The organism is Paraclostridium bifermentans, from assembly GCF_964259345.1.
Classification (GTDB): domain Bacteria; phylum Bacillota; class Clostridia; order Peptostreptococcales; family Peptostreptococcaceae; genus Paraclostridium; species Paraclostridium bifermentans_B.
The window spans coordinates 13,854-36,538 of record NZ_CAXVJR010000011.1; the positions used below are offsets into that span (position 1 = coordinate 13,854).

24 protein-coding genes and 1 riboswitch are annotated in these 22,685 nt (G+C 28.9%); of the genes, 3 read left to right on the forward strand and 21 right to left on the reverse strand.

The window, feature by feature from the left end; all coding sequences use genetic code 11:
- Positions 1-16: 16 nt before the first annotated feature.
- The 6 genes from spoIIR to yabG all read right to left on the reverse strand — a co-directional run bounded on the left by spoIIR (position 17) and on the right by yabG (position 5,458).
- The gene (gene spoIIR, locus ACEXNK_RS16085) at positions 17-679 is read right to left on the reverse strand and encodes a stage II sporulation protein R (protein ID WP_373600082.1); all 663 of its coding nucleotides are present in this window, start codon (positions 677-679) and stop codon (positions 17-19) included.
- 130 nt (positions 680-809) lie between these two features.
- On the reverse strand, positions 810-1,493 hold the full coding sequence (locus ACEXNK_RS16090) for a GntR family transcriptional regulator (protein WP_373600083.1): 684 nt from the start codon (positions 1,491-1,493) through the stop codon (positions 810-812).
- Positions 1,486-2,367, reverse strand: a complete 882-nt coding sequence (gene ispE / locus ACEXNK_RS16095) for a 4-(cytidine 5'-diphospho)-2-C-methyl-D-erythritol kinase (protein ID WP_373600084.1) — start codon at positions 2,365-2,367, stop codon at positions 1,486-1,488. The genes ACEXNK_RS16090 and ispE overlap by 8 nt, the downstream gene beginning before the upstream one ends.
- Before the next feature lie 114 nt (positions 2,368-2,481).
- Positions 2,482-4,032 carry a DUF3794 and LysM peptidoglycan-binding domain-containing protein gene (locus tag ACEXNK_RS16100; RefSeq protein WP_373600085.1) on the reverse strand — a complete coding sequence of 517 codons (1,551 nt, stop codon included), beginning with the start codon at positions 4,030-4,032 and terminating at the stop codon, positions 2,482-2,484.
- A 96-nt stretch (positions 4,033-4,128) separates the two neighbouring features.
- Entirely contained in the window at positions 4,129-4,395 is a 267-nt protein-coding gene (locus ACEXNK_RS16105) for a Veg family protein (RefSeq protein ID WP_373600086.1), read from the reverse strand.
- 166 nt (positions 4,396-4,561) lie between these two features.
- Positions 4,562-5,458: a sporulation peptidase YabG gene (yabG, locus tag ACEXNK_RS16110; RefSeq protein ID WP_373600087.1), complete on the reverse strand. Its 897-nt coding sequence runs from the start codon at positions 5,456-5,458 to the stop codon at positions 4,562-4,564.
- Positions 5,459-5,646: 188 nt separating this feature from the next.
- Between yabG and ACEXNK_RS16115 the strand changes: the two genes are divergently transcribed.
- On the forward strand, positions 5,647-6,735 hold the full coding sequence (locus ACEXNK_RS16115; protein WP_373600088.1) for a PfkB family carbohydrate kinase: 1,089 nt from the start codon (positions 5,647-5,649) through the stop codon (positions 6,733-6,735).
- Entirely contained in the window at positions 6,735-7,652 is a 918-nt protein-coding gene (locus tag ACEXNK_RS16120) for a pseudouridine-5'-phosphate glycosidase (protein WP_373600089.1), read from the forward strand. Before ACEXNK_RS16115 ends, ACEXNK_RS16120 begins: the two co-directional genes overlap by 1 nt.
- A gap of 34 nt (positions 7,653-7,686) precedes the next feature.
- On the opposite strand, the gene ACEXNK_RS16125 is transcribed toward ACEXNK_RS16120, so the two are convergent.
- From ACEXNK_RS16125 to ACEXNK_RS16145, 5 genes are read right to left on the reverse strand one after another with little or no spacing between them, the layout of a single operon-like run.
- A complete protein-coding gene (locus ACEXNK_RS16125) occupies positions 7,687-7,848 on the reverse strand; it encodes a hypothetical protein (protein WP_373600090.1) in 162 nt (53 codons plus the stop codon).
- Between the two features lie 9 nt (positions 7,849-7,857).
- Positions 7,858-8,364, reverse strand: coding sequence for an SEC-C metal-binding domain-containing protein (locus ACEXNK_RS16130; RefSeq protein WP_373600091.1), 507 nt, complete (start codon positions 8,362-8,364; stop codon positions 7,858-7,860).
- A 56-nt stretch (positions 8,365-8,420) separates the two neighbouring features.
- Entirely contained in the window at positions 8,421-9,125 is a 705-nt protein-coding gene (locus tag ACEXNK_RS16135; RefSeq protein WP_373600092.1) for a UPF0489 family protein, read from the reverse strand.
- A gap of 4 nt (positions 9,126-9,129) precedes the next feature.
- Entirely contained in the window at positions 9,130-9,801 is a 672-nt protein-coding gene (locus ACEXNK_RS16140) for an RluA family pseudouridine synthase (protein WP_373600093.1), read from the reverse strand.
- Complete coding sequence (locus ACEXNK_RS16145; protein WP_373600094.1) at positions 9,801-10,673, reverse strand: class I SAM-dependent methyltransferase; 873 nt, start codon at positions 10,671-10,673, stop codon at positions 9,801-9,803. The genes ACEXNK_RS16140 and ACEXNK_RS16145 overlap by 1 nt, the downstream gene beginning before the upstream one ends.
- Before the next feature lie 168 nt (positions 10,674-10,841).
- Here ACEXNK_RS16145 and ACEXNK_RS16150 point away from each other — a divergent pair, with 168 nt between their 5' ends.
- Entirely contained in the window at positions 10,842-11,354 is a 513-nt protein-coding gene (locus ACEXNK_RS16150; RefSeq protein ID WP_373600095.1) for a ferritin, read from the forward strand.
- Between the two features lie 67 nt (positions 11,355-11,421).
- Here ACEXNK_RS16150 and ACEXNK_RS16155 read toward each other — a convergent pair whose 3' ends face one another.
- The 10 genes from ACEXNK_RS16155 to ACEXNK_RS16200 form a co-directional block, all read right to left on the reverse strand.
- On the reverse strand, positions 11,422-12,618 hold the full coding sequence (locus ACEXNK_RS16155) for a zinc dependent phospholipase C family protein (RefSeq protein WP_373600096.1): 1,197 nt from the start codon (positions 12,616-12,618) through the stop codon (positions 11,422-11,424).
- A 184-nt stretch (positions 12,619-12,802) separates the two neighbouring features.
- Positions 12,803-13,432 carry a response regulator transcription factor gene (locus ACEXNK_RS16160; RefSeq protein ID WP_373600097.1) on the reverse strand — a complete coding sequence of 210 codons (630 nt, stop codon included), beginning with the start codon at positions 13,430-13,432 and terminating at the stop codon, positions 12,803-12,805.
- 31 nt (positions 13,433-13,463) lie between these two features.
- A riboswitch (cyclic di-GMP riboswitch) is annotated at positions 13,464-13,547 on the reverse strand.
- 132 nt (positions 13,548-13,679) lie between these two features.
- Complete coding sequence (locus ACEXNK_RS16165; protein ID WP_373600098.1) at positions 13,680-14,270, reverse strand: response regulator transcription factor; 591 nt, start codon at positions 14,268-14,270, stop codon at positions 13,680-13,682.
- A 48-nt stretch (positions 14,271-14,318) separates the two neighbouring features.
- On the reverse strand, positions 14,319-14,879 hold the full coding sequence (locus ACEXNK_RS16170) for a class D sortase (protein ID WP_373600099.1): 561 nt from the start codon (positions 14,877-14,879) through the stop codon (positions 14,319-14,321).
- A gap of 11 nt (positions 14,880-14,890) precedes the next feature.
- The gene (locus ACEXNK_RS16175; protein WP_373600100.1) at positions 14,891-15,388 is read right to left on the reverse strand and encodes a signal peptidase I; all 498 of its coding nucleotides are present in this window, start codon (positions 15,386-15,388) and stop codon (positions 14,891-14,893) included.
- 59 nt (positions 15,389-15,447) lie between these two features.
- The gene (locus ACEXNK_RS16180) at positions 15,448-16,752 is read right to left on the reverse strand and encodes a hypothetical protein (RefSeq protein WP_373600101.1); all 1,305 of its coding nucleotides are present in this window, start codon (positions 16,750-16,752) and stop codon (positions 15,448-15,450) included.
- Complete coding sequence (locus ACEXNK_RS16185; protein WP_373600102.1) at positions 16,745-17,491, reverse strand: LPXTG cell wall anchor domain-containing protein; 747 nt, start codon at positions 17,489-17,491, stop codon at positions 16,745-16,747. The genes ACEXNK_RS16180 and ACEXNK_RS16185 overlap by 8 nt, the downstream gene beginning before the upstream one ends.
- Before the next feature lie 50 nt (positions 17,492-17,541).
- A complete protein-coding gene (locus ACEXNK_RS16190; RefSeq protein ID WP_373600103.1) occupies positions 17,542-18,132 on the reverse strand; it encodes a hypothetical protein in 591 nt (196 codons plus the stop codon).
- A 259-nt stretch (positions 18,133-18,391) separates the two neighbouring features.
- The gene (gene carB / locus ACEXNK_RS16195; RefSeq protein WP_373600104.1) at positions 18,392-21,598 is read right to left on the reverse strand and encodes a carbamoyl-phosphate synthase large subunit; all 3,207 of its coding nucleotides are present in this window, start codon (positions 21,596-21,598) and stop codon (positions 18,392-18,394) included.
- Positions 21,599-21,638: 40 nt separating this feature from the next.
- Positions 21,639-22,685: a carbamoyl phosphate synthase small subunit gene (locus ACEXNK_RS16200; protein WP_373600105.1), complete on the reverse strand. Its 1,047-nt coding sequence runs from the start codon at positions 22,683-22,685 to the stop codon at positions 21,639-21,641.

Sequence of the window (22,685 nt, forward strand, 5' to 3'; positions counted from 1 at the left end):
TCCTCTCCTTTTTCTATTACTTAGATTTATTTTTTAATTTATCTATTATCTCTACTATCTTAAATTTCATTTTTTTATTTTCAGATTTATTTAAATTTTCTCCTGCTATTAATTCATACTCTTCTTCTGTTAAAACATCTTGTAACTTTTCATCTGTTTCCTTGTCTATAACACCATTATTTTCATCTACAAAACATAGAGGAGGAAACATAACGCACCACCAATTCTTACCTTCGCCTTCTCCTATTATAATCCTTAATGATTTATACTCCCCAGCAGGAAGAACAACATTTGAGTATTGCTTTGCTGGAAATTTGCTATATTCAAGATTAACTTTCACATCATAATTATACCCATTTTCTTCAATAATATTTTTAGATATATTTTTTAAGTTGTTACTTTCTCTTAATATTATGCTTTCACTTTCTTGAATACTTCTAGATTTTTCTAACATCGGCTGTAAATATTTTATAACTTCATCTCTAACTTTTAATTTTAATTCTTGGTCTTTTTCACTATCACTGTTTGCTAATACATGAAATCTTATTAATTTATCTTTATAATTATTTGAAAGCTTTTCTACATTGTTCATTTCCCCATATATATGAATAGTTCCTATTGTAACTATTGTAAATAATAAAAATATCCAAACTAAAATTCTTAACTTTATTTTTTTCATAATATATATCCCCCTAATATATTTTAATATCTTGATTATCTCCAAAACTTATTTAATTATTCTTAATTTATTAAAAAACTTATAAACAAAAAAGTAGACAAGTACTTAAAGTACTTGTCTACTTTTTTGTTTATAAGTGCTTATTATTTATAGCTTTCTCTATTATAAATTGCTCTGCTTTTTCTATATGCTCTATAGCATATTTTTTTGCATCCTCATTATTTCCTGCTATTATCGCTTCTAATATATTATTATGTTCTATTACTAAGTTGTCTGAAGTATCAAAGTCAGATATATATGTTGCTCTGAATCTGTGAACTTGCTCCCAAAGCGAATTTATAATTTGACTTAATTTTTTATTTTTAGTCGCATTAAATATGAATTCATGAAACTCAACATCTTTTTTTAATAAAGTATCTACATCATCTTTATTTTCTATACTCTTTTTAAAATCTTCAGCTATTTCTCTTAATTTCTTAGCATCATCTTCATGTATTCTCTCTGCTGCTAAATAGGCAGCTAACCCCTCTAAACTTGATCTAATTTCTAATACATCAATAATATCCTTTAATGACATATTTGCTACATAGGCACCTTTTCTAGGAAGCATAACTACTAGACCTTCTAATTCTAATTTTCTTATAGCTTCTCTTATAGGTGTCCTACTTACTCCCAATTGTTCTGCTAATTGAACTTCCATAAGCCTTTGCCCTGGTTTTAACTGTCCTTCTAAAATAGCCTCCCTTAAATTTTCAAAAACTACATCCCTTAATGGCTTATAGTTATCTAAATTTAATTTAGTTAAACTATCCATAAATTTCAACTCCTTTGTTGCTACTATTAACTAAATATACTTGATTATAGTTTAACAGTAACTCTTCTTTAGCCTTTATTGCATATTCTTTATTGTCAAATAGCCCAAATACAGTAGGGCCACTTCCACTCATCATAGATCCTAATGCTTTATTTTTAATCATAACTTCTTCTATTTCATTTATTTCTTTATATTTAACTGATGTTACTTCTTCTAGCACATTAACCATATTTTCAGAAACAAATTTTATATCATTATTCTTTAGAGCTTCTATAAGCTTTTTATTATCTGGTCTTTTTTGAACATTTTTCATATCTAAAGATTGATATACTTCTTTTGTTGATACAAATATATTTGGTTTACATACTAATATATTAACATCTTCATTTATTCCATTTATATCTGTTAATATTTCCCCTATACCTTCAGCTAATGAGCAACCTCCTGTTATACAGAAAGGAACATCTGCACCTAGCTGTAAACCGATTTCTTTCAACTCATTTTCACTTAACCCTAAATTCCATAACTTATTTAATCCCACTAAAACTGCAGCTGCATTTGAACTTCCACCTGCCATACCAGCTGCTACAGGTATGTTTTTTTGTATAGATATCTCTATCCCTTTGCTTATATTAAATCTTTCTTTTAAAAGGTTAGCAGCTTTATAAACAATATTATCTTCATTTAACGGTATGTCTACGCTATCACTCTTTATTTTTATTAAGTTTTCTTCAACTTCTTCAATTTTGATTTGATCATATAAATCAATAGTTTGCATTATCATCTCTACTATATGATATCCATCTTCTCTTTTGCCAAGTACATCTATTGATAAATTTATCTTGGCTCTACTTTTTAAATCTATAGAGTTCATTAGTTCCTCCTTATTGTTCTAAAACGGCCATAGTTATTTATAGTATACATTATACTACAAAAAATAAAATAATAGGGAATTATAATTCCCTATTATTTTATTTTATATATAATTTTAAGCTTCTACTGCTGCTTTTTTCTCTATTATTAAGCATTGACCTGCCATAAGTTGGTCTTCTGGTTTTATTTCATTTATTTCTGCAATGTCATCAATTGTAGTATTATACTTTTTAGCTATGTTCCATAGTTTATCTCCTTCTCTAGCTATATATAAAGTTATACTTGGTCTTTTAGATAAATCTACAGGTCCTTGATCTTCTCCTTTAACTATAAAGCTATCTTTCTTTTTATCTAATGCTTCACAGTATCTTCTAACCTTGATAGTTACATCTATTTGATCTCTATTTAAATCAAATTCTATTCTGTCTATATTTACATTATTAAATGCATTAGTAGTTTCTTTTACATTATCCATTTCTACATCATGAGTAAATGGAATTTCTTCTGTTAATCTATATACAGGTCTTAACCCTTCTACTGGAGTATATAAAACATCTATTAAAACTATACCCTCAATTATATTTTTATTTCCCTCAAAATATGAATTTTCAACTATTATATTAGAATCTACACTCACAACTTCTTTTATTTGTATATCATCTGTAGTATTTTTTATTGTATCTCTTATATTAAAGAATTCACTACCACTACTTACAACTTTATTAAGCTCTACATTTCTACTTTCAAACTTAAGAGTTCTATCTGGTGAGTATGCATCTTGTAATACTTCTCTAGTAACATCTTCTGATACCTTAACTTTAGCTCTAGCTGTGCAATCTACCTCTAAAGAAGATATGTTAGTTTCTTCATTTGGCTTAAACACGTAGTTTAAATCAACTATTTCTACCATAGCTTCTTCTTTCATACCTTCGCATACCCCTGGCACTTCTATAAATTGTGTAAAATCTAATCCAATTTTATCTAGTTCAACTAGCTCTCCTTCATAAGTATAAGCTACTGGATTTAAATCTAATACTCCTCCAACTATAACTTTATTATCAGATACTCTAGTTTCCTTTAATTTAATTCTAGGTCCTATAGAAACTATACTAGCTATATCTTCAGTATTTATATTTATAGTATCCCTTATAACACTTTCTGATTTTTCTATTCCTACTATATCTTCATATTGAACTTCTTTTCTATGTTTTTGCACATTATCTATTTGAGAAACATCTTTTATTATATCTATTGTATTTTTTTCAAATAAGCTTCCTCTTATATTTAAAAGTGCTCCTACTCTTATTTTTCTTTCATTTATTACTGTACAATCTATATGCTCTACATCATAGAAAAGCATATTTTCCATATCAGCAACTATATTATCTTTCTCAACTACTTCATTTATTTCTATTCTTCCTTCTATATTTGATACTGTGCTTTTATCTTCTGTTAAATAAATTACATTATAATTAAAGTTTCCTCTAAATATTATTTTGCCATCTAGTATTTCTTGTTTCTTTAAAGCTATGTACCCTTCTGTTTTTATTATTTCATATACATCTTCCTTTTTATCTGACACAACAGCCTCTGTTTCTATAAAAGTTTGAAATCTTCCAAAGTCAATCCTATTGTCAACTTGTAATATATCTTTTATTAGATTCATATGTTACCCCTCCTAAATTAAATATAAATATCACACTATATTTATATTTAATAAACAAAAAAAAAATTACACCTATTTTCAATAGGCATAATTTTTTTAGCTTACATTTAATTTATTTGTTTCTTTAATTACTTTCAATTTAACGTTATCAGTCAATAAGTCTGAGTAACTGTATGATACTCTAGAGTATCCATTATCTTCATCATCCAATTTTACAACAAATATACTAGGATATACTTTTTCTAGTACACCTTTTTTAGTAACGATCTGCTTTCTTCCTTTATTGGCTTTTAATAAAATTTTTCTTCCTAGGTGCTTCTCTAAAGTCTGTCTTATTTTATTCAAAGTTTGAACAGTAGCCATTACATCACCTTCTTTAACATTATATGTTCATACAATGATATAATACCACACCTAACTTTTTTTGTCAAAGCTAAACTAAATATTTTATATATTTTTTAGTAAAAAGTCAATACTGTTTTTTTTTTGATTTTTAATTTATAATCTATAATTTTAAAACTTTATGAGTTTAATAATTATTATATATAGAAAGTGGCATTGTAAGTCTAAACTTGCCTCTTGTCTCTATTCCTCCAACACCTTTAATGCCTGTAACAGTGTGACTTAGAATTTCTTCTAATGGAACTACTTTATCAATCCTAGAACAAGCAATTTTCTCAACTACTAATAGCGGATCAAGAGCATGTATCATTACTCGACTTGGTGAACTAGCAAAATTTGCTCCTGATTTTATTATTTCTTCATAATTTGACTGGCATGCTCCTGCAAATATAACTAAACTATCTAATGATGGATCATATTTTCTAGCTTCTCTAACTGTTTTTATAAAGTTAGCTGTATTTCTATAATTTTTTATATCTTTAATATTTCCTTTATTATTAACTATAGCATCATGCCCTGTTATAACTAATATAGATGGATTATGTTGTTCTAATAAACTTCTAACTTCCTTATATTGCAAACTTTCTGGTATTGCTTTTCCAACTGCTGGTATTCCCAACTTAGTATATACATCTAAACAAATTTTTAAATACTCTGGATCTCCATCTATATGAAGTACTTTCCCTGGCATTCCGTATGAATTTTGTACTTGATTTTGAGTTTGAGCTTGTTTTGAGTTTCCAGAAGATTTTTGCATAGCTCGATTTAATTTCTTATTTCTTTCTTTAGTTTTTTTTATACTTTTATATAACATGCTCTCTATATTTTTATCTATTAAGGCATCTTTTACATCTGAAAAGTTTACTTTTTCTAAATCATCTATATCAGAATCTGCAATTATCCTATATGCTACACCCTTTAGTATTGCTATTTTTTGGTTGTTCTGATTTATTTCAAAACCTATTATCCTAAATACAATATCTTTATCGTAGGATTTCCTTACAACAACGTCTCCTATCCTCATAATATAGTTGTCCTCCTAACAAATTTAATATCTTAATTTATATTATGAGAGTCGACAAATATTGTTACTATGTGCCTAAATTTATTATAGTATTTGATTTTACTCTTGTATTTATTTTTTATAAGTGTTATTATATTTTTAAACAAATGCTTATTTGACTAAGCAAATATTTATATATGGTGATATTAATGACTGATAGAGAAAAAGAAATTTTAGAGATTTTAAAAAATGACCCTATGGTATCTCAACAAGAATTAGCGGATATGCTCAACATTACACGTTCATCGGTAGCGGTGCATATAACAAACCTAATGAAAAAAGGATACATAAAGGGAAAAGGTTATATAATAAGCACTAGTAATTTTGTTACAGTTATCGGAGGCTCTAATGTCGACATACAAGGTTCACCTAACACTGAACTTACTATGTTCGACTCTAATCCTGGAAAAGTTGACATTTCTCTTGGAGGGGTAGGAAGAAATATTTGCGAAAATATTTCTAAACTTGGCATAAATACTAAGCTTTTATCAGCAATGGGGAATGACGTGTACGGAAATAAGATAATATCTGAATGTAAGAAATTGAATATAGATATTTCTGAATGTTATATATCAAATTCGCATCCTACATCTATGTATTTATCTATATTAAATAACGATAATGACATGCAATTAGCAATTTCTCATATGGATATTATAGAAAAAATAGATGTTGATTATATAATATCTAAACATTCTTCAATTAAAGATTCTTTGGCTATAGTTTTAGACACAAACTTATCTTTTGAAGTTATAGATTATATAAGTAGAACATATACAGATATTCCAATATTTATCGATACTGTTTCTACTAAAAAGAGTCTTAAAATAAAAGACATAATAGGAAGATTCAATACTATAAAACCTAATAAATTAGAAGCTGAAATACTATCAGACATGAAAATAAATAGTAAAGATGATTTACAAAAATGTGCTCAATATTTCTTGGACAAAGGGGTTAAGAGTGTTTTCATAACACTAGGCCAAGATGGAGTTTTCTGCGCTAATGAAAATGAAACTTTACTATTACCTGGAGTTAAAGTAAATGCTGTCAGCGCTACAGGAGCTGGTGATGCATTTATGTCTGCGTTAGTTTATAGCTACTTAAATAATTTTAATTTGAAAGATTCAGCTGAGTTTTCAACAGCTGCTTCAATACTTGCATTATTGCATAAAAATACTATCAACCCAAGTATGTCTGTTGATAGTGTAGAAAAAATACTAAAGGAGATGATCTAATGTTAGAAAAATACTTACATATACACCCAGAGGTAAAAAAAGCTTTATCAGAAGGACAACCAGTCGTTGCGTTAGAATCAACAATAATATCTCATGGAATGCCTTATCCTAAAAATGTAGAGATGGCTAAAACTGTTAGTAAAATAATAAGAGAAAATGGGGCAATACCTGCTACTATAGCTATAATAGATGGTGTTTTAAAAGTTGGTCTTACAACAGAAGAAATAGAGTTCTTAGGGACTAGTAAAGACGTTGTTAAGGCTAGTAGAAGAGATTTGCCTTTCATCATAGCTAAAAAGCTTAATGGAGCTACTACAGTCGCTACTACAATGATATTAGCTAATTTAGCTGGTGTTAAAGTATTTGCTACAGGTGGTATAGGTGGAGTTCACAGAGGCGCTCAAGAAACTTTTGATATATCTGCTGACTTACAAGAATTAGCTAATACAAATGTTGCTGTTATATGCGCAGGAGCTAAATCTATACTAGATATAGGTCTTACTTTAGAATACTTAGAAACTAACGGTGTTCCTGTAGTAGGATTTGGTGCTGATGAATTCCCTGCATTCTATACTAGAAAAAGTGGATTTGGAGTTGACTATAGAGTAGATTCTTCTATGGAAGTTGCTAAAGCTTTAAAAGCTAAATGGGACTTAGATTTAAAAGGTGGTATGGTAATAGGAAATCCAATACCAGAAGAATTTGAAATGGATTATGACACTATAACAAACGCTATAGAAACTGCCTTAAAAGAAGCTGAAGAAAATAATATAACAGGTAAAAAAGTTACTCCTTTCTTACTAGACAAAGTTAAAACTATAACTGCTGGTAAGAGTTTAGAGGCTAATATAGAGCTAGTTTATAATAATGCTAAAATTGCTGCTAAAATAGCAAAAGATTTATATGACTTAAAATAATTAATATTAAAAAAAGGAGCGTTAGCTCCTTTTTTTAGTCTTCTTTTAAATTAGGAATTACTTTCTTTACTTCCTCCACTTGATGCCACGTCTTATCGATGTCATTTTCTTTAACGTAATCCTTTAAAGAGTTTAACGATGTAAACTCCTTTGTAGATAGATTATCATCTTCATCAATGAATTTTAGTAAAAACATTTTATCTCCTTATTTTCCACAACACTTTTTGAATTTCTTTCCACTTCCACATGGACAAGGCTCATTTCTTCCTATCTTGTCATCTTTAACTATAGTTTTAGTGTTTTTATAAGCCTTTTGTAATTCTTTTCTCTTATCTTCTGATAATATATCATTCCATCCTTGTAAGTTATATAACCAGTGAGCTTCTACAGATACCATGTTGTAGTATAACTTTTCCCAGTCTATTTCTAACTTAACATCTGTGTCAGCTTCTATAGTTTCTAACTTATCTTCAGTTAAGTCTTCTTTTAAACTTTCGCTTATTCCATCTATGAATCCCATCATGTATTCTACAGATGTGTTATGAGCAGCAGCTAAGTCACTAACTTTTCCTTCTATAACATCTTTTTTATTATTTAATATCTCATTGTATATTTCTGTCTCTTTCTTTAAGTACTCTTCCCAGAATTTTACTTCTTCTTCTTGGCTATTGTGGTTCTCACTTAACGATCTCCATGTAGTATATAAACTCATTTTCTTTCCTCCTAATTCATGACTACGTCATGGTTTAAATTATAAATAATTAACTCTTATATTATATCACAATTAAATAATTCTTTTAATACTTTTATAGCGTAGTCCTGCTCTATAAAAAACGGACTACTTGCAATAGTTATAACATTCGCTCTATCTATATATTCTTTTATTTTATCAACTCTCAAGTCATATGACATATATTCCATATCTTTTGAGAATATATCTAAATCTATATCTAAAACTATTTCACCTTCTACATCTAACTCGAATCCATAAGTACTATCTATTATTATAGCTTCAGAAAATATCTTGTGATGTAGTGCAGGTTTAATAAAGTTTCCTACATTTAAAACGTAGTTAGTATATCTAAATACATCATCTATATCATTTATATCAACATCGTAATTTTCAGGTTCTCTCATATCCTTGTGTTGATCTATATGAACTAATTTGCACCCTTTATTAAACATATTATTGTTTAAACTTTTTATCCAAAAATAAAAAGCATGATTATGATTATCAAATATATATACATCTTTATTTTTATAGTTAAATTTAACCATATTTTTAAGACCTATAGCATTTATTTCTTCTTCAAAATCAATCTCACTAAATACTACTTCGTCTCCAACCTTAACAGAGCTTAAATCTCCTTCTATAAGCTTAGGTACATATATTTTTTTGTTTGATCTATCTTCATGTGAAAAAATATTATTTCCTGTAGGTTCTTCTATATAAAATCCTGTATATTTATCCATAATCCTAAACCTCAAATAAGTTCCATGGATATTTATTTGGTGGCTCACATATAAATTCCATTTCTTCTTTAGTTGTAGGGTGAGTTATTTCTATTTTATATGACCATAATGCTATTTGATCACCTTTTTTATTTATATCTTGCCCGTATCTTTGATCTCCAAATAAAGGATGTCTTCTACTTGCAAACTGAACTCTTATTTGGTGAGGTCTTCCTGTTTTTAAATCAACTTGAACTATACTAAATTTATCTTTTTTATCTAGTGTTTCATAGCTTAGTTCTGCATTTTTAGATTCTTTATGGTCTTTTCCAACTACACTTACCATGTTTGTTTTTTTATTTTTATAAAGATAATCTTTTAAAGTATCATTATCTTTCTTCATATTTCCATTTAAAACAGCTCTATATGTCTTTTTAAAACTTTTATTTCTAACTTGCTCAGAAAGTCTTGATGCAGCCTTCGATGTTTTTGCAAACACCATAACTCCACCTACAGGTCTATCTAATCTATGAACTAAACCTATAAATACATTACCAGGTTTATTGTATTTAACTTTCACATAATCTTTTAAAAGATTTACCATATCTTTATCATTAGTATTATCACCTTGTGATAATATATTTACAGGCTTTTCTACTACTAGTAAATGATTGTCTTCATATATGACTTTTATCATTATTTAGACTCCCATCTTCCAAAAATTCCACATGGAAGTACTTTACCATCTTTAGATGTAGGTATACCTATTTCTCCTCCATATATTTTTCCACCTTTAGAATGTTTTTCAACAGTTGCATCTAATATATGTTCAAGAATTATTGGAGATAATCCTGTAGTATATGAGTTTATTAAGAAGAATAAAGGATTGTCAGATAATACTTTTGTACATAATTCTACTAATCCGTATAATTTTTCTTCTATTTGCCATACTTCACCTTTAGGTCCTCTTCCGTAAGAAGGTGGATCCATTATTATAGCATCATATTTATTTCCTCTTCTTATTTCTCTTTCAACAAACTTAACAACATCATCTACTATAAATCTTACTTTTCTATCTCCTAATCCAGATGTATGTAAGTTTTCTTTAGCCCAAGTTACCATACCTTTAGAAGCATCTACGTGACAAACTTCTGCTCCAGCAGCTGCACAAGCAACAGTAGCTCCACCAGTGTATGCAAATAAATTTAATACTTTTATAGGTCTTCCTGCATTTTTTATTTTTTCCATCGACCAATCCCAGTTAGCAGCTTGCTCTGGGAATAATCCTGTATGTTTAAATCCAGTTGGACTTATGTTAAATTTTAAATTCTTATAGCTTATAGTCCATTTTTCTGGATACTTCTTTTTATGCTCCCATTGTCCTCCACCTCTACTACTTCTGTGGTAATGTCCGTGTGGATTTTTCCATAATCCTTTTTCTTCAGCTATTGGCCACATAACTTGAGGATCTGGTCTTCTTAAAACTACATTTCCCCAACGCTCTAATTTCTCTCCGTTACCCATATCTATAAGTTCATAATCTTTCCATTTATCAGCTAATAATAACATTGATTTCCTCCTAAAATTATTAATCTCAATTTATGTATTATATCATATTATTACTTGATATTTTGAGTATTTTAAAGAGTTTATATACTTAGCTATTAAATTTTGGGAATACTATTGTATAATAGAATTGGAATAAAAATTTTAACCAAAATTTAGGAGGGGTTTTTTATGGCAAGTCAAAAGGTTTTAGATGCATTAAATAAGCAACTTCAAATGGAGTTTTTCTCTGAGTATTTTTACATATCAATGGAAGCATATTTTGCAGATAACAATTTAGATGGGTTTGCAAATTTCTTCAATGTTCAAGCTAGAGAAGAAAGAGATCATGCTTATAAAATTTTCAACTACATAGGTAGAGCTGGTGGTAAGGTAGTATTACAAGCTATAGAGCAACCTAAGGTAGATTTTGAAAGCCCATTAGAAGTATTTGAATTAGCTTTACAACATGAAAAGCTTATAACTAGTTCAATATACGAAATAGCTAATTTAGCTATGGAAGAAAGAGATCATACTACTTCTTCTTTCTTAAGATGGTTTATTGATGAGCAATCAGAAGAAGAAGAAAGTACAGAAAAAGTTGTTAAAAAGTTAAGATTACTTAAAAATGACCCTGCTGGTCTTTTAATGATTGATCAAGAGTTAGCTCAAAGAGCTTATGTACCACCTGTACAAAATGCTTAATTTTTAGATTAAATAAAAAACCGTTTAAGTTAGATTAATATATCTAACTTAAACGGCTTTATTTTTTTTACTTATTTATGTAGTAAGTTTCATTTCTGAATACTTTATTTATATCTTGTTGAAGTATTACTCTTCCATTTGATATTAGTTTTATATTTCCTAATTCCCAATCATCACTAACTCCTGTTTTGCTGTCTTTTTTAACCCAGAAATTAGTTATATCATTAATATTTACACTAGCATTGTCTTTTATTTTTAATAAATAATTATCTGTTTGATTTCTTTCAAAATCATTTCCTGCATTATCTAATGTCCATTCATAAGTTTTACCATCTTTTGTTTCAAATCCAAAAGATACATTATCATCTGTTCCTGCATATTTGTTATCTACAGTTTTTAATACAACGTTAAACTCATTAGTTATACTATTATTTTCAATCATATCTTCAGATACTTCATTTATAAATCTGTATAAAAATCCTGCTGTACAAAATTGAGAGTTCTTTATTGCTTCTCTTCCTGAATAATCCCAATCTTCCCAACTATGATTCATTGTTGAATGACTATAATATAAGTCTTTAGCTTTTTTAGCATAGAAAATAGAGTTTTGAGTCATCCATTTATCAAAATCTGCATTAGCTACAGCCTCTTTATATACTCCTGAATTAGTATCATTACCTGTAGTATTTAATGCATAGTTTTCTTTTCTTTCTTCTACAAATGTTTCATATTTAACATGTCCTGTGCTATCTACTGCAGTTACATTAGATGCATGATATGGTGTGTTTATATCTCCTAAATAATGTAGCCCTTGACCTAGTAAAAACGTAGCTTCTTGATAATTACCTTTTTCCCATTCATTTTGAGCTAAAGTTGTAAATTTTCTTACTTGAGTTTCTGCTGTATCATATATAGGATATGCTGCATACCACTTATTATCTATTGTAAAGTTATTACCTGTATCTGGATCAAAGAAATGATCTTGATATAAATCATATGCATTTGGATCATAATCAGGATATGTTGACCCTACCTTTAAATCCTTAATATACTTATTTAACATTTCTATATTTTGTTTAACTATTGGAGATTCATTTTTACTTAAATCATTATTTAACATAGTTAATCCTTGTTCTGCTATTAGTGCATGTGTACCTGTTCCATCCTTTTTACCATCCCATGCATATGAAGTAGTTCCCATAAACGTACATAGTCCTAATACAAAGAATGTATTAATTGCTTTTTTTAACATTTTAACTTTCATCATTCAGGCTCCTTTTATGTCATTTTTTAAACTAGTTTATGGCTATGATATTATCATCTATTGTAAAAAAATCAATAAATTTGGACTAAGATAGCTATATTAAGCACTCAAATAAACGTTTTACATTTTTAAAATAAAAATAGAGTTTACCTTTGTATTAGGTAAACTCTATATAAGTCATAATTTACTGTGCAAATTTCAAATTGTTATTTATATTTTCTTTTGTATATATAATTAAATCTTTTCTATTCCTCATGTCTAGTTTTAAAAGTATATTACTTATATGTTTTTTAACTGTATGCTCAGTTACATTTAAGGCTTTTGCTATCTCTTTGTTAGAGTATCCTTTACCTACTTTTTGTAGAACTTCATTTTCTCTATTAGTTAGTAAGTTTATATTATCATATTTATTATTCATTTGATTATTTATTAAAGCTTCAAATGATTGAGTGTCATAAAATTTTCTTCCTCTTAGTATCATATTTACAATATAGTCTAAGTCATCTTTTTCGGCAATATCAGCAATATATCCATCAATACCACTACTCATAGATTTTATAAATATATCTTCCTTATTTTCTCTATCAAATACTATTAATTTTATACATTGATAATATCGCTTTATTGCTATTGCATGTTCTATATTGTTTTTTTCAATATCTACAAATATAACTTTTATATTAGATAAATCTATAGATTTAACCTCAGATATATCTCTTAGACATTCAATATTATTTTCTTTAAACTTATATCCAAAAAATATTTTTAATGCCTCTCTTACTATAAATGATTTAGATATTATTAATACCTCCATTTTAATCCCCCTATAAAAATAAACTTTGTCAAATATAGGAAGCCGGTTGCACTACTAACTCCATATATTCCAAGTGCCCACATACAGAATATACTTCTTCGTTTCTTACATATTATAATAAATTGTTATTATACCTTTCGGTAATATAATATCATAATATTTAGAATACTTTTATAATTTTTGTTTTCTATTTTTTTACTATTTTAGACATTTTTTTACATGGTAAAACAGGATAGTAGCCACTACCCTATTTTTCATTAACATATACTATTATATCTTTGCGACTTTTAAGTTTTAATTTATTAAAAATATTACTTAAATGCTTTTTTATCGTAAATTCAGTTACACCTAACATATTTGCTATATCTCTATTAGACAATCCTTTTCCAACCTCAACCATAACCTCTTCTTCTCTTTCAGTTAAAAATAATTCTATTTCAAGCCTTGGTTGTTTTATTATTCTAGACATTACCTCTGAGTCATAAAATTTAACTCCTTTTATAACTTTGTCTATTACATATTTAAATTCATATTCATCTTCAATATCAGTTATATATGCATCTATATCATTATCAATACATATGCTAAGAAGATTCTCATCTTTTAATTGGTCTATAATAATTATTTTACTTATAATCTTTTTTAAGTTTATAATTTCTTGAAAATAATCAGTAGCTTTAGTTCTGTAAAAAACTAACATATCATATTTATTTTCATATGTTTTATATATATTATTTGTATCTTCTATACATACATCAATAATTTCATATATATTTTTCAAACTACATCCTATAGATTCTGCAAATAAAAAAGAATCCGATGTAATTAATACCCTCATACTTATGACCCCCATTTTTATACCTTAGTATATTATACTTTTTAAACATTACTCTACATATTCACCTTTAACTATAAGCCTATGGCTTCCTATATATTTTGGTGTACAAGTTACTAAAGTTATTTCTTTTTTACTTTTATCTGTTGAGTCGACTACCTCTACTTTGTCTGGAGCAACTACTTCTATACTTTTAACTTTATATTCATGATTTTCATTATTCGATAAAACATTTAATTCGTCTCCAACTTCTAGTTCATCTAAGTTAGAAAAAAATTTATTATTTGTATATGCTCTATGTCCTGCTACTGAAAAGTTTCCATATTCTCCAGGCATTGCTGTGTTTTCAAAATGACCTACTGAATCTTTTAGTATTTCATTTTCTATTCCTCTTTTTATTGCTACTTCTAAATCTATTTTAGGTATGTTTAAAACCCCTATTACATCTCCTATTTGATACTCATCTTTTTTGATTTCTGTGCTTTTTATATTCTCTTTATATTCTTTTACAAAGTTTTGATTTATTTGGGTTGTTCTATAGTTCATAAAAACAACTGTAGCTATAATTATTACTCCTACTGATATAAGTAATTTTCCTATAATACGTTTCATAGTTATCACCTTTAATCTCTATAGTAGAAGAATATAAATACAGCTAGTAATACCATCTCTATAGCTACTACTTTAGGATTTGATAAAAAGTTCATTACGTATCCAACTTTAGGTATGCTAAATTTAACTTCACCTATTATATCTTGATCTTTTAAAATATCAGCATCCTTTACGTTGTTGTTATCTCCTTTAGTTATATATCCTTCGTTTGTTTTTTCTATTATTCTATGAGTAATTATTATTCCTTCATTATCCCTGTAAGTCACTATGTCATTTACTTTTATATCTGCTTTGTCTTTATGTTGAGCTATTACTAAATCCCCTGGGTAAAATTCTGGTTCCATACTTCCCGATAGTACTGTATAACTCCTAAATCCTATTAGTTTAAATAGTTTATCTGATTTTGTAGTCATTAGGTTTAGTGCTAGTATTCCCACTATAAATATAACTACTATATTTACTATTTTAGATTTATCAAATTTTTTAATTTCTACGTTTTCCTCTCCCACTTTTGTTTCCCCCTATAAAGTAAAGGTGCTGTCTATGTTTAAAACAGCACCTTTTTTAATTATTCTTGTATTTCTGTTTCTTCTTTTGATGGTGCTATTACATCTGGTTGACTCGGTACAACTGTTTCTTCAACTTTTGGTGGTTCTACTACCTCTGGTTGACTCGGTACTTCTACTTCTTCCTTTGGTGGTTCTACTACCTCTGGTTGACTCGGCACTTCTTCTTCCTTTGGTGGTTCTACTACCTCTGGTTGACTCGGCACTTCTTCTTCCTTTGGTGGTTCTACTACTTCTAGAGACTCTGATTTAGTTTCTTCTATTATGTTCAAGATTTTTTTATGTCCAATAGAAACTGTTTCCCCATGACACTTCCCATTTACACCATGATCCGGATGACTTGAATTATCACAGTCGTTACCTGCATTTCCTAAGGTTGTGTTACATTCTAAGTCGTATTTTTCTATTATATTTCCATCTTTTTTTATAGCAACGGTTATTGTTATATTTACAATACCTTTAAATTCCATTGATCCATTATCTATTGGTTGTATTAAAATATAATCTTTATCTCCATATTTATAGTATGTTGCTTTATAACTCACCGTATTATTCCCACTGGATACTGTAGCTGATAATTCAAATTCATTATTTGTTCCTTTAACATTAACTGGAACATATAACTTTTCAAACCAATTACCCTTACCACCTGTAAAGTATGCCTTTTCTCCTGTGTTTATAGTTATTATTTCTCTTTCAGCTATACTTATAGTATTTTTCTGAATAACTTCATCATAGAATCCATTATTAAACACTCCATTAGTATTATCACTTATTTGTGTAGATTTTACAGATAAATCTATATTTTGTTTCTTTCCAGCTAAGTTATCTTGTGCTGTTTTGTCCATCTCAGATACAGTTATATTTATACTCCCCGTTATGCTACTTCCTGGAGCTAATACAAACAATTCTGTGTTATTGTACATAACTCCATCACCTTTAACCTCAATACCATTAAATACAAAATTAGTTGTTAAATATTGTTTTATCTCTTTAGATATATTCAAATTTAAACTTATATTTTGATTTAAAGTACCATTATTGGTTATTGTAACAGGTATGTTTATCATATTCTCTGGATGTGGAGCTGGTTCTATATCTATAAAGTCGAAACCTTCACTAACTTCCACATCAACGTCACCAGTACTTATAGCTATATCGCTAGGTATATTTTCTGTTTCAGTAAACAAAGCATAAGTTCCTAAGCCTTGGTATGATCCCATTACTAAAGCAAGAGCTAATCCACAAGAAGTAGCTTTTATTCTATTTTTTATTTTTCTTTCTTTTAATCTTCTAAGTCTACTCATCGTGTTTATCTCCTCCTTTTTCTTCAGACTTTTTATTTAATATAAACCCAGTCCCTATAGCCACAGTTCCTAATACTACTAAACTAGTGCTATTTATAATTCCACCTGTTTGTGGTAATTTTCCTGAGTTATCGCCATCTACTCCAGTATCTGGTTTTATTACTGGTTTATCTGGATCAGGATTAGTTGGGTCAGTAGGTTTTACTGGTGGTTTTGGAGTTTCATCCATTTTATATGCAACACCTATAGTAAATACATTATTAAGTGCTTGTGCATCATTATTCATTTCTAAATCCATATCTATTGTCATATTTAATAGTTCTTTTCCATTAGCCTTTATCTCTATTTCATCTGATAAAACTATTCCTTCTTCAGATAGTAAGTTTTCAAGTTTATCTTCAAATAATATATTTTCATTATGTTTTAGTGTAGCTGTACTATAGCTAGCAAGTTCTTTAAACTGCTTGCTATTTATATCTAATGATTCTCCTGTTTTCCAATATTCACATGACTTTAAACTCATATATAATCTATCTATGCTTATGTCATTTTCTTTATTATTATTTATATAAAAATCTTTAGATTCTATTCTACCTGGTTTCCATAATCCATCTTTATATGTGAAGTTAGAATCTATAGTTATATCTCCACTGGCATATGAGTTTATTGGAAATATTGAAACTACAGCTATTATTGCAATAATTTGAATTATTTTTTTTCTAAATTTTATATTAATCACCTACTTCTAATAAAAACACTCTCTATGAGAGTGCTTTTATTTCTAATTTACTATTTAACATTTTTAGGATTTTGTTGTACGGCATTCAATGTATATGAGTCATTTAAATTTATAATTGTTTTTTCTTGCTCATCACTGTTAAGTGAACCTTCCTTATTATGTTCTCCCCCACCTACAACTTCTATCTTCAAATCAACTGTTGAACTACTACCTATATCCATAATTGCATTTTCTGCTAATTCATTACCTTTTGCATCCGTAAAACTAGCAGTATATTTTATTCCATCTGGTAACTTATTCGTTACATTTTCATCTTCTATAAGATTAACATGAGCTTTTAAAGTTCCTTTATTTGTTATAGTTACTTTTTTAGTAAGAACATCTCCAGTTTTTAAGTTATCAAACTTTGCTAACAATATATCTCCTGATGAATCAGGTGTTCCAGTATTCGGCTCCTCACCATTACGATCTATAGTCCAATCTTGTGTAACTTTTGCATCTATATCTACATCTCCAGTACTTATTGATAGCTCTCCTACTGTATCTATCTTATCTGTAAATAAAGCCTTTGTTCCTACAAAAGTTCCCCCTACTAATAATGTTGCTGCTAAAGCATATGCTACCGTTTTGTTCTTTTTCATACCAATATATCCCCCTATATATTTCTAAAATTAGTAATTATTATTACATATTCATTTTATATCGATTAATCATCAAAATATATTGACCACTCTTCCCATTTTTAAATACAATTTATAGCTACCTAATTGGTAAATTAATCTACTATCCTCTCTAGTAAAATAGGTATTAAACTTATCTACTACTTTAGTGTAATAAGTCTAATACCTATTAAATCAGAACAAAAAAATAAGAGATTAGATTCCTCTAACCTCTTAAAAATTACTCAGCTATATTATATACAGCTAATCCGTCTCTATTTATATCTTTCTTCTTAACCTCTACTAAAGCCTTTAAAGTATCTAGTGATGTCATTACCTCTGTAGAGAACTCTGTAGCAGTTCTTCTTATCTTAAATCCATCTCTATTTGAATCATTTCCTTTAGTAGGAGTATTTATAACTATATCAACTTGCTTATTTCTTATAACATCCAATATATTTGGTCTAGCTTCCTCAACTCTATTTACTACCTCTGCATCTATTCCATTCTCTTTTAATGCCTTTGCAGTCCCCTCAGTAGCTACGAAAGTATATCCCATCTCATTCATATCCTTAGCTATTTCCATAAACTCATCTTTATCATAATTATTTATAGTAGCAAGAACAACTCCTCTTTCATTAGACATCTTCTTACCAGCACCTAAGAATCCTTTGTATAAAGCTTCTTCTAAAGTTTCTCCAACTCCTAGAACCTCTCCTGTAGATTTCATTTCAGGCCCTAAGCTTACATCAACTCTAGCAAGTTTAGACATAGAGAACACTGGAACCTTTACAGATATTAACTTAGGCTCTTTATAAACTCCTGTACCATATCCTAAATCCTTTAACTTAGCTCCTAACATACACTTTGTAGCTAAATCTACTATAGGCACTTTACTTACCTTACTTATATATGGAACTGTTCTACTTGCTCTTGGGTTAACTTCTATTATATATAACTCTCCATGGAATTCTATAAACTGTATATTAACCATTCCTAATACATTTAGTTCTAAAGCAATCTTTTTAGTATAATCTAATATCTTAGCTTTTATCTCGTCACATATATTTTGGCTTGGGTACATTGTTATACTATCACCAGAGTGAACTCCAGCTCTCTCTAAATGCTCCATTATTCCTGGTATTAATATATCTTCACCATCGCATATAGCATCTACTTCTATTTCTCTACCAGTTAAGTATTTATCTATAAGTACTGGGTTTTTGCTATCTCTCATGAAAGCATCTTTTAAGTATTGAGTTAACTTATTTTCATCGTAAGTTATTTCCATACCTTGACCACCAAGTACATAAGATGGTCTAACAAGCACTGGGTAACCTAATTTATTAGCTTCTTCAACACCTTCATTTACTGACCATATAGCTTTACCTTTTGGTCTATTTATATCTAACTTCTCTAATAATTCATCGAATTTTTCTCTATCTTCTGCTGCATCTATATCTTTGCAACTTGTTCCTAATATTTTTATTTTCTTTTCATCTAAGAACTTAGCTAATTTTATAGCTGTTTGCCCTCCAAATTGAAGTACCACTCCATCTGGATTTTCTTTTTCTATTATGTTTAATACTTCTTCCTCTGTTAATGGCTCGAAGTATAATTTATCAGATGTATCAAAATCTGTACTTACTGTTTCTGGGTTATTGTTTACTATTATAGTTTCTATTCCTTGTGCTTTTAAAGACTTAACACAGTGAACTGAACAATAGTCAAACTCTATTCCTTGACCTATTCTTATCGGTCCTGATCCAAGTACTATAACTTTTTTCTTGTCGCTTACAACTACTTCATCATATTGCTCGTAAGTTGAGTAGTAATATGGAGATAATGCATCGAACTCTCCTCCACAAGTATCAACCATTTTATATGCTGGTTTTATATTGTATAAGCTTCTTAATTCATAAACTTTTTCTGGGCTTATTTTCATTAAATCTGCTATACCTTTATCAGAGAATCCTTTTTTCTTAAGCTCTAATAAGTATTCTTTATTTAAATCTTCTATGTGCATTCCTTTTAATTTTTCTTCTTGCTCAACTATCCATTTGAACTTGTGTATAAACCACTTATCTACTCCAGTGATTTGCTCTATCATTTCTATTTTGTAGCCTCTTCTTATCATTTCAGCTAAGTCAAATAATCTTTCATCATCTGGAACTACTACTCTTTTCTTTAATTCTTCTATACTTCTGTTTTCAGATGGTTTATGAATTAAAGAGTATTTTCCTATTTCAAGTGATCTTATTCCTTTTAATATAGCTGCTTCAAAGTTGCTACCTATACTCATTATTTCTCCAGTAGCCATCATTTTTGTTCCTAACTTTCTGTTAGCTTGCTTGAATTTATCAAATGGCCACTTAGGTATTTTAACTACTACATAATCAAGTGTTGGCTCGAAACATGCGTAAGTTTTCTTTGTAACTGCATTTTGTATTTCATCTAATGTATATCCTAGAGCAATCTTAGCTGCAACTTTAGCTATTGGGTATCCCGTTGCTTTTGATGCTAATGCTGAAGATCTAGAAACTCTTGGGTTTATTTCTATTATTGCATATTCTAAACTATGTGGATTTAATGCTATTTGAACGTTACATCCACCCTGAACTTCTATAGCATTTATTATATCTATAGATGCTTTTCTTAACATTTGATATTCTTTGTCGCTTAAAGTTTGACTTGGAGCAACAACTATACTATCTCCTGTATGAACTCCAACAGGATCTATATTTTCCATGTTACATACTGTTATACAAGTTCCATTAGAGTCTCTCATTACTTCGTACTCTATTTCTTTCCATCCTTTTATACTCTTTTCAAGTAATACTTGGCTTACTGGACTTAATTGTAATCCTTGAGAAAGTATTTCTGTTAACTCTTCTTCAGTTTCAGCTATACCTCCACCAGTTCCTCCTAGTGTATATGCCGGTCTAACTACTACTGGATATCCTATTTTTGCTGCAAATGCTAATCCATCTTCTAAAGTAGTTACTATATCACTTACTACTACTGGTTGGTTTATTTCTCTCATAACTTCTCTGAATAAGTCTCTATCTTCACCTTTTTTGATAGATTCTATAGAAGTTCCTAAAACTCTTACGTTATATTTATCAAGTATACCTGCGTCATGAAGTTCAACCGCTAAGTTAAGTCCTGTTTGTCCTCCCATTCCTGCTAATATACTATCCGGTCTTTCTTTTTCTATTATTTTTTCTATAAATTCTATTGTTAATGGTTCTATATATATCTTATCTGCTACTTCTTCGTCCGTCATTATTGTAGCTGGGTTACTATTTATTAAAACAACTTCTACTCCCTCTTCTTTTAAAGCTTGGCAAGCTTGTGTTCCAGAGTAGTCAAACTCTGCTGCTTGACCTATTATTATTGGTCCTGACCCTAATACTAATGTTTTCTTTATACTATCTATTTTAGGCATAATCCGTAATCTCCTTATCTAGTTATTTTTAAACAATCTATTATATTAATGCTAAGAAATTATCAAATATATAATCATTGTCTTTTGGCCCTGGACAAGCCTCTGGATGGTATTGCACACTATATATTGGTAATTCGTTATGTCTCATTCCTTCAACTGTATTATCATTTAAGTTTATGTGTGTAACACTCATGTTTTCTGGCATTTTCGATACATAGTATCCATGGTTTTGAGATGTTATATAAACTTTTCCACTTTCTAAATCTTTAACTGGATGATTTCCTCCTCTGTGTCCAAACTTAAGCTTTCCTGTTTGCCCACCTAATGTTAAAGCTAAAAGCTGATGTCCTAAACATATTCCAGCTATAGGTTTTTTACCTATTAACTCTTTTATATTTGCTATAACATCTTCTAAATCTTCTGGATCTCCAGGTCCATTAGATAAGAATATTAAATCTGGATTTTCTGCTAGAATTTCTTTAGCAGATGTTGTTGCTGGTAGTACTACTAAATCACAGCCTCTTGCTTTAAATGATCTTAGTATATTTTCTTTAACTCCAAAGTCCATTACTGCAACTTTAGGTCCATTTCCTTTTATATATTCTTTTTCTTTTCTAGTTACAGTCTTTACTGCTTCTGTATTAGAAAACTTTCCAAGTTTTAAAACTACATCTTCTAAAGTAGCATTTTCTAAAGTTATTATTCCTCTCATTGTTCCACTGTTTCTTAATATCTTAGTTAATGCTCTTGTATCTATTCCTTCAAGTCCTATAACTTTATTTTGTTTTAGGTATGTGTCTATATCCATCTCACATCTAAAGTTATTTGGATTATCACTTTTTTCTCTAACTATAAATCCTTTTACGTGAACTCCTCTTGATTCAACATCTTCAAGGTTTATTCCATAGTTACCTATTAATGGGTAAGTCATTGTTACTATTTGCCCATAGTATGATGGGTCTGTTAATACTTCTCCATATCCAGTCATAGAAGTGTTAAATACTACCTCTCCTACACTGTCTTTTAAATATCCAAAAGCCTTACCTTCAAATATCGTTCCATCTTCTAATATTAACTTAGCTTTCAT

Bases quoted from the DNA above. Each gene is read 5' to 3' on its own strand.
- ACEXNK_RS16170 (WP_373600099.1), bottom strand. From the start codon at position 14,879: ATGAAACGTATTATAGGAAAATTACTTATATCAGTAGGAGTAATAATT.
- ACEXNK_RS16140 (WP_373600093.1), bottom strand. From the start codon at position 9,801: ATGATAAAAGTCATATATGAAGACAATCATTTACTAGTAGTAGAAAAG.
- ispE (WP_373600084.1), bottom strand. From the start codon at position 2,367: ATGAACTCTATAGATTTAAAAAGTAGAGCCAAGATAAATTTATCAATA.
- ACEXNK_RS16155 (WP_373600096.1), bottom strand. From the start codon at position 12,618: ATGAAAGTTAAAATGTTAAAAAAAGCAATTAATACATTCTTTGTATTA.
- ACEXNK_RS16100 (WP_373600085.1), bottom strand. From the start codon at position 4,032: ATGAATCTAATAAAAGATATATTACAAGTTGACAATAGGATTGACTTT.
- ACEXNK_RS16160 (WP_373600097.1), bottom strand. From the start codon at position 13,432: ATGGAGGTATTAATAATATCTAAATCATTTATAGTAAGAGAGGCATTA.
- ACEXNK_RS16200 (WP_373600105.1), bottom strand. From the start codon at position 22,685: ATGAAAGCTAAGTTAATATTAGAAGATGGAACGATATTTGAAGGTAAG.
- ACEXNK_RS16105 (WP_373600086.1), bottom strand. From the start codon at position 4,395: ATGGCTACTGTTCAAACTTTGAATAAAATAAGACAGACTTTAGAGAAG.
- ACEXNK_RS16115 (WP_373600088.1), top strand. From the start codon at position 5,647: ATGACTGATAGAGAAAAAGAAATTTTAGAGATTTTAAAAAATGACCCT.
- ACEXNK_RS16165 (WP_373600098.1), bottom strand. From the start codon at position 14,270: ATGAGGGTATTAATTACATCGGATTCTTTTTTATTTGCAGAATCTATA.
- ACEXNK_RS16130 (WP_373600091.1), bottom strand. From the start codon at position 8,364: ATGAGTTTATATACTACATGGAGATCGTTAAGTGAGAACCACAATAGC.
- ACEXNK_RS16180 (WP_373600101.1), bottom strand. From the start codon at position 16,752: ATGAGTAGACTTAGAAGATTAAAAGAAAGAAAAATAAAAAATAGAATA.
- ACEXNK_RS16150 (WP_373600095.1), top strand. From the start codon at position 10,842: ATGGCAAGTCAAAAGGTTTTAGATGCATTAAATAAGCAACTTCAAATG.
- ACEXNK_RS16135 (WP_373600092.1), bottom strand. From the start codon at position 9,125: ATGGATAAATATACAGGATTTTATATAGAAGAACCTACAGGAAATAAT.
- ACEXNK_RS16190 (WP_373600103.1), bottom strand. From the start codon at position 18,132: ATGAAAAAGAACAAAACGGTAGCATATGCTTTAGCAGCAACATTATTA.
- ACEXNK_RS16090 (WP_373600083.1), bottom strand. From the start codon at position 1,493: ATGGATAGTTTAACTAAATTAAATTTAGATAACTATAAGCCATTAAGG.
- spoIIR (WP_373600082.1), bottom strand. From the start codon at position 679: ATGAAAAAAATAAAGTTAAGAATTTTAGTTTGGATATTTTTATTATTT.
- yabG (WP_373600087.1), bottom strand. From the start codon at position 5,458: ATGAGGATAGGAGACGTTGTTGTAAGGAAATCCTACGATAAAGATATT.
- ACEXNK_RS16120 (WP_373600089.1), top strand. From the start codon at position 6,735: ATGTTAGAAAAATACTTACATATACACCCAGAGGTAAAAAAAGCTTTA.
- carB (WP_373600104.1), bottom strand. From the start codon at position 21,598: ATGCCTAAAATAGATAGTATAAAGAAAACATTAGTATTAGGGTCAGGA.
- ACEXNK_RS16125 (WP_373600090.1), bottom strand. From the start codon at position 7,848: ATGTTTTTACTAAAATTCATTGATGAAGATGATAATCTATCTACAAAG.
- ACEXNK_RS16145 (WP_373600094.1), bottom strand. From the start codon at position 10,673: ATGTTATTATTAGCTGATAAATGGAAAGATTATGAACTTATAGATATG.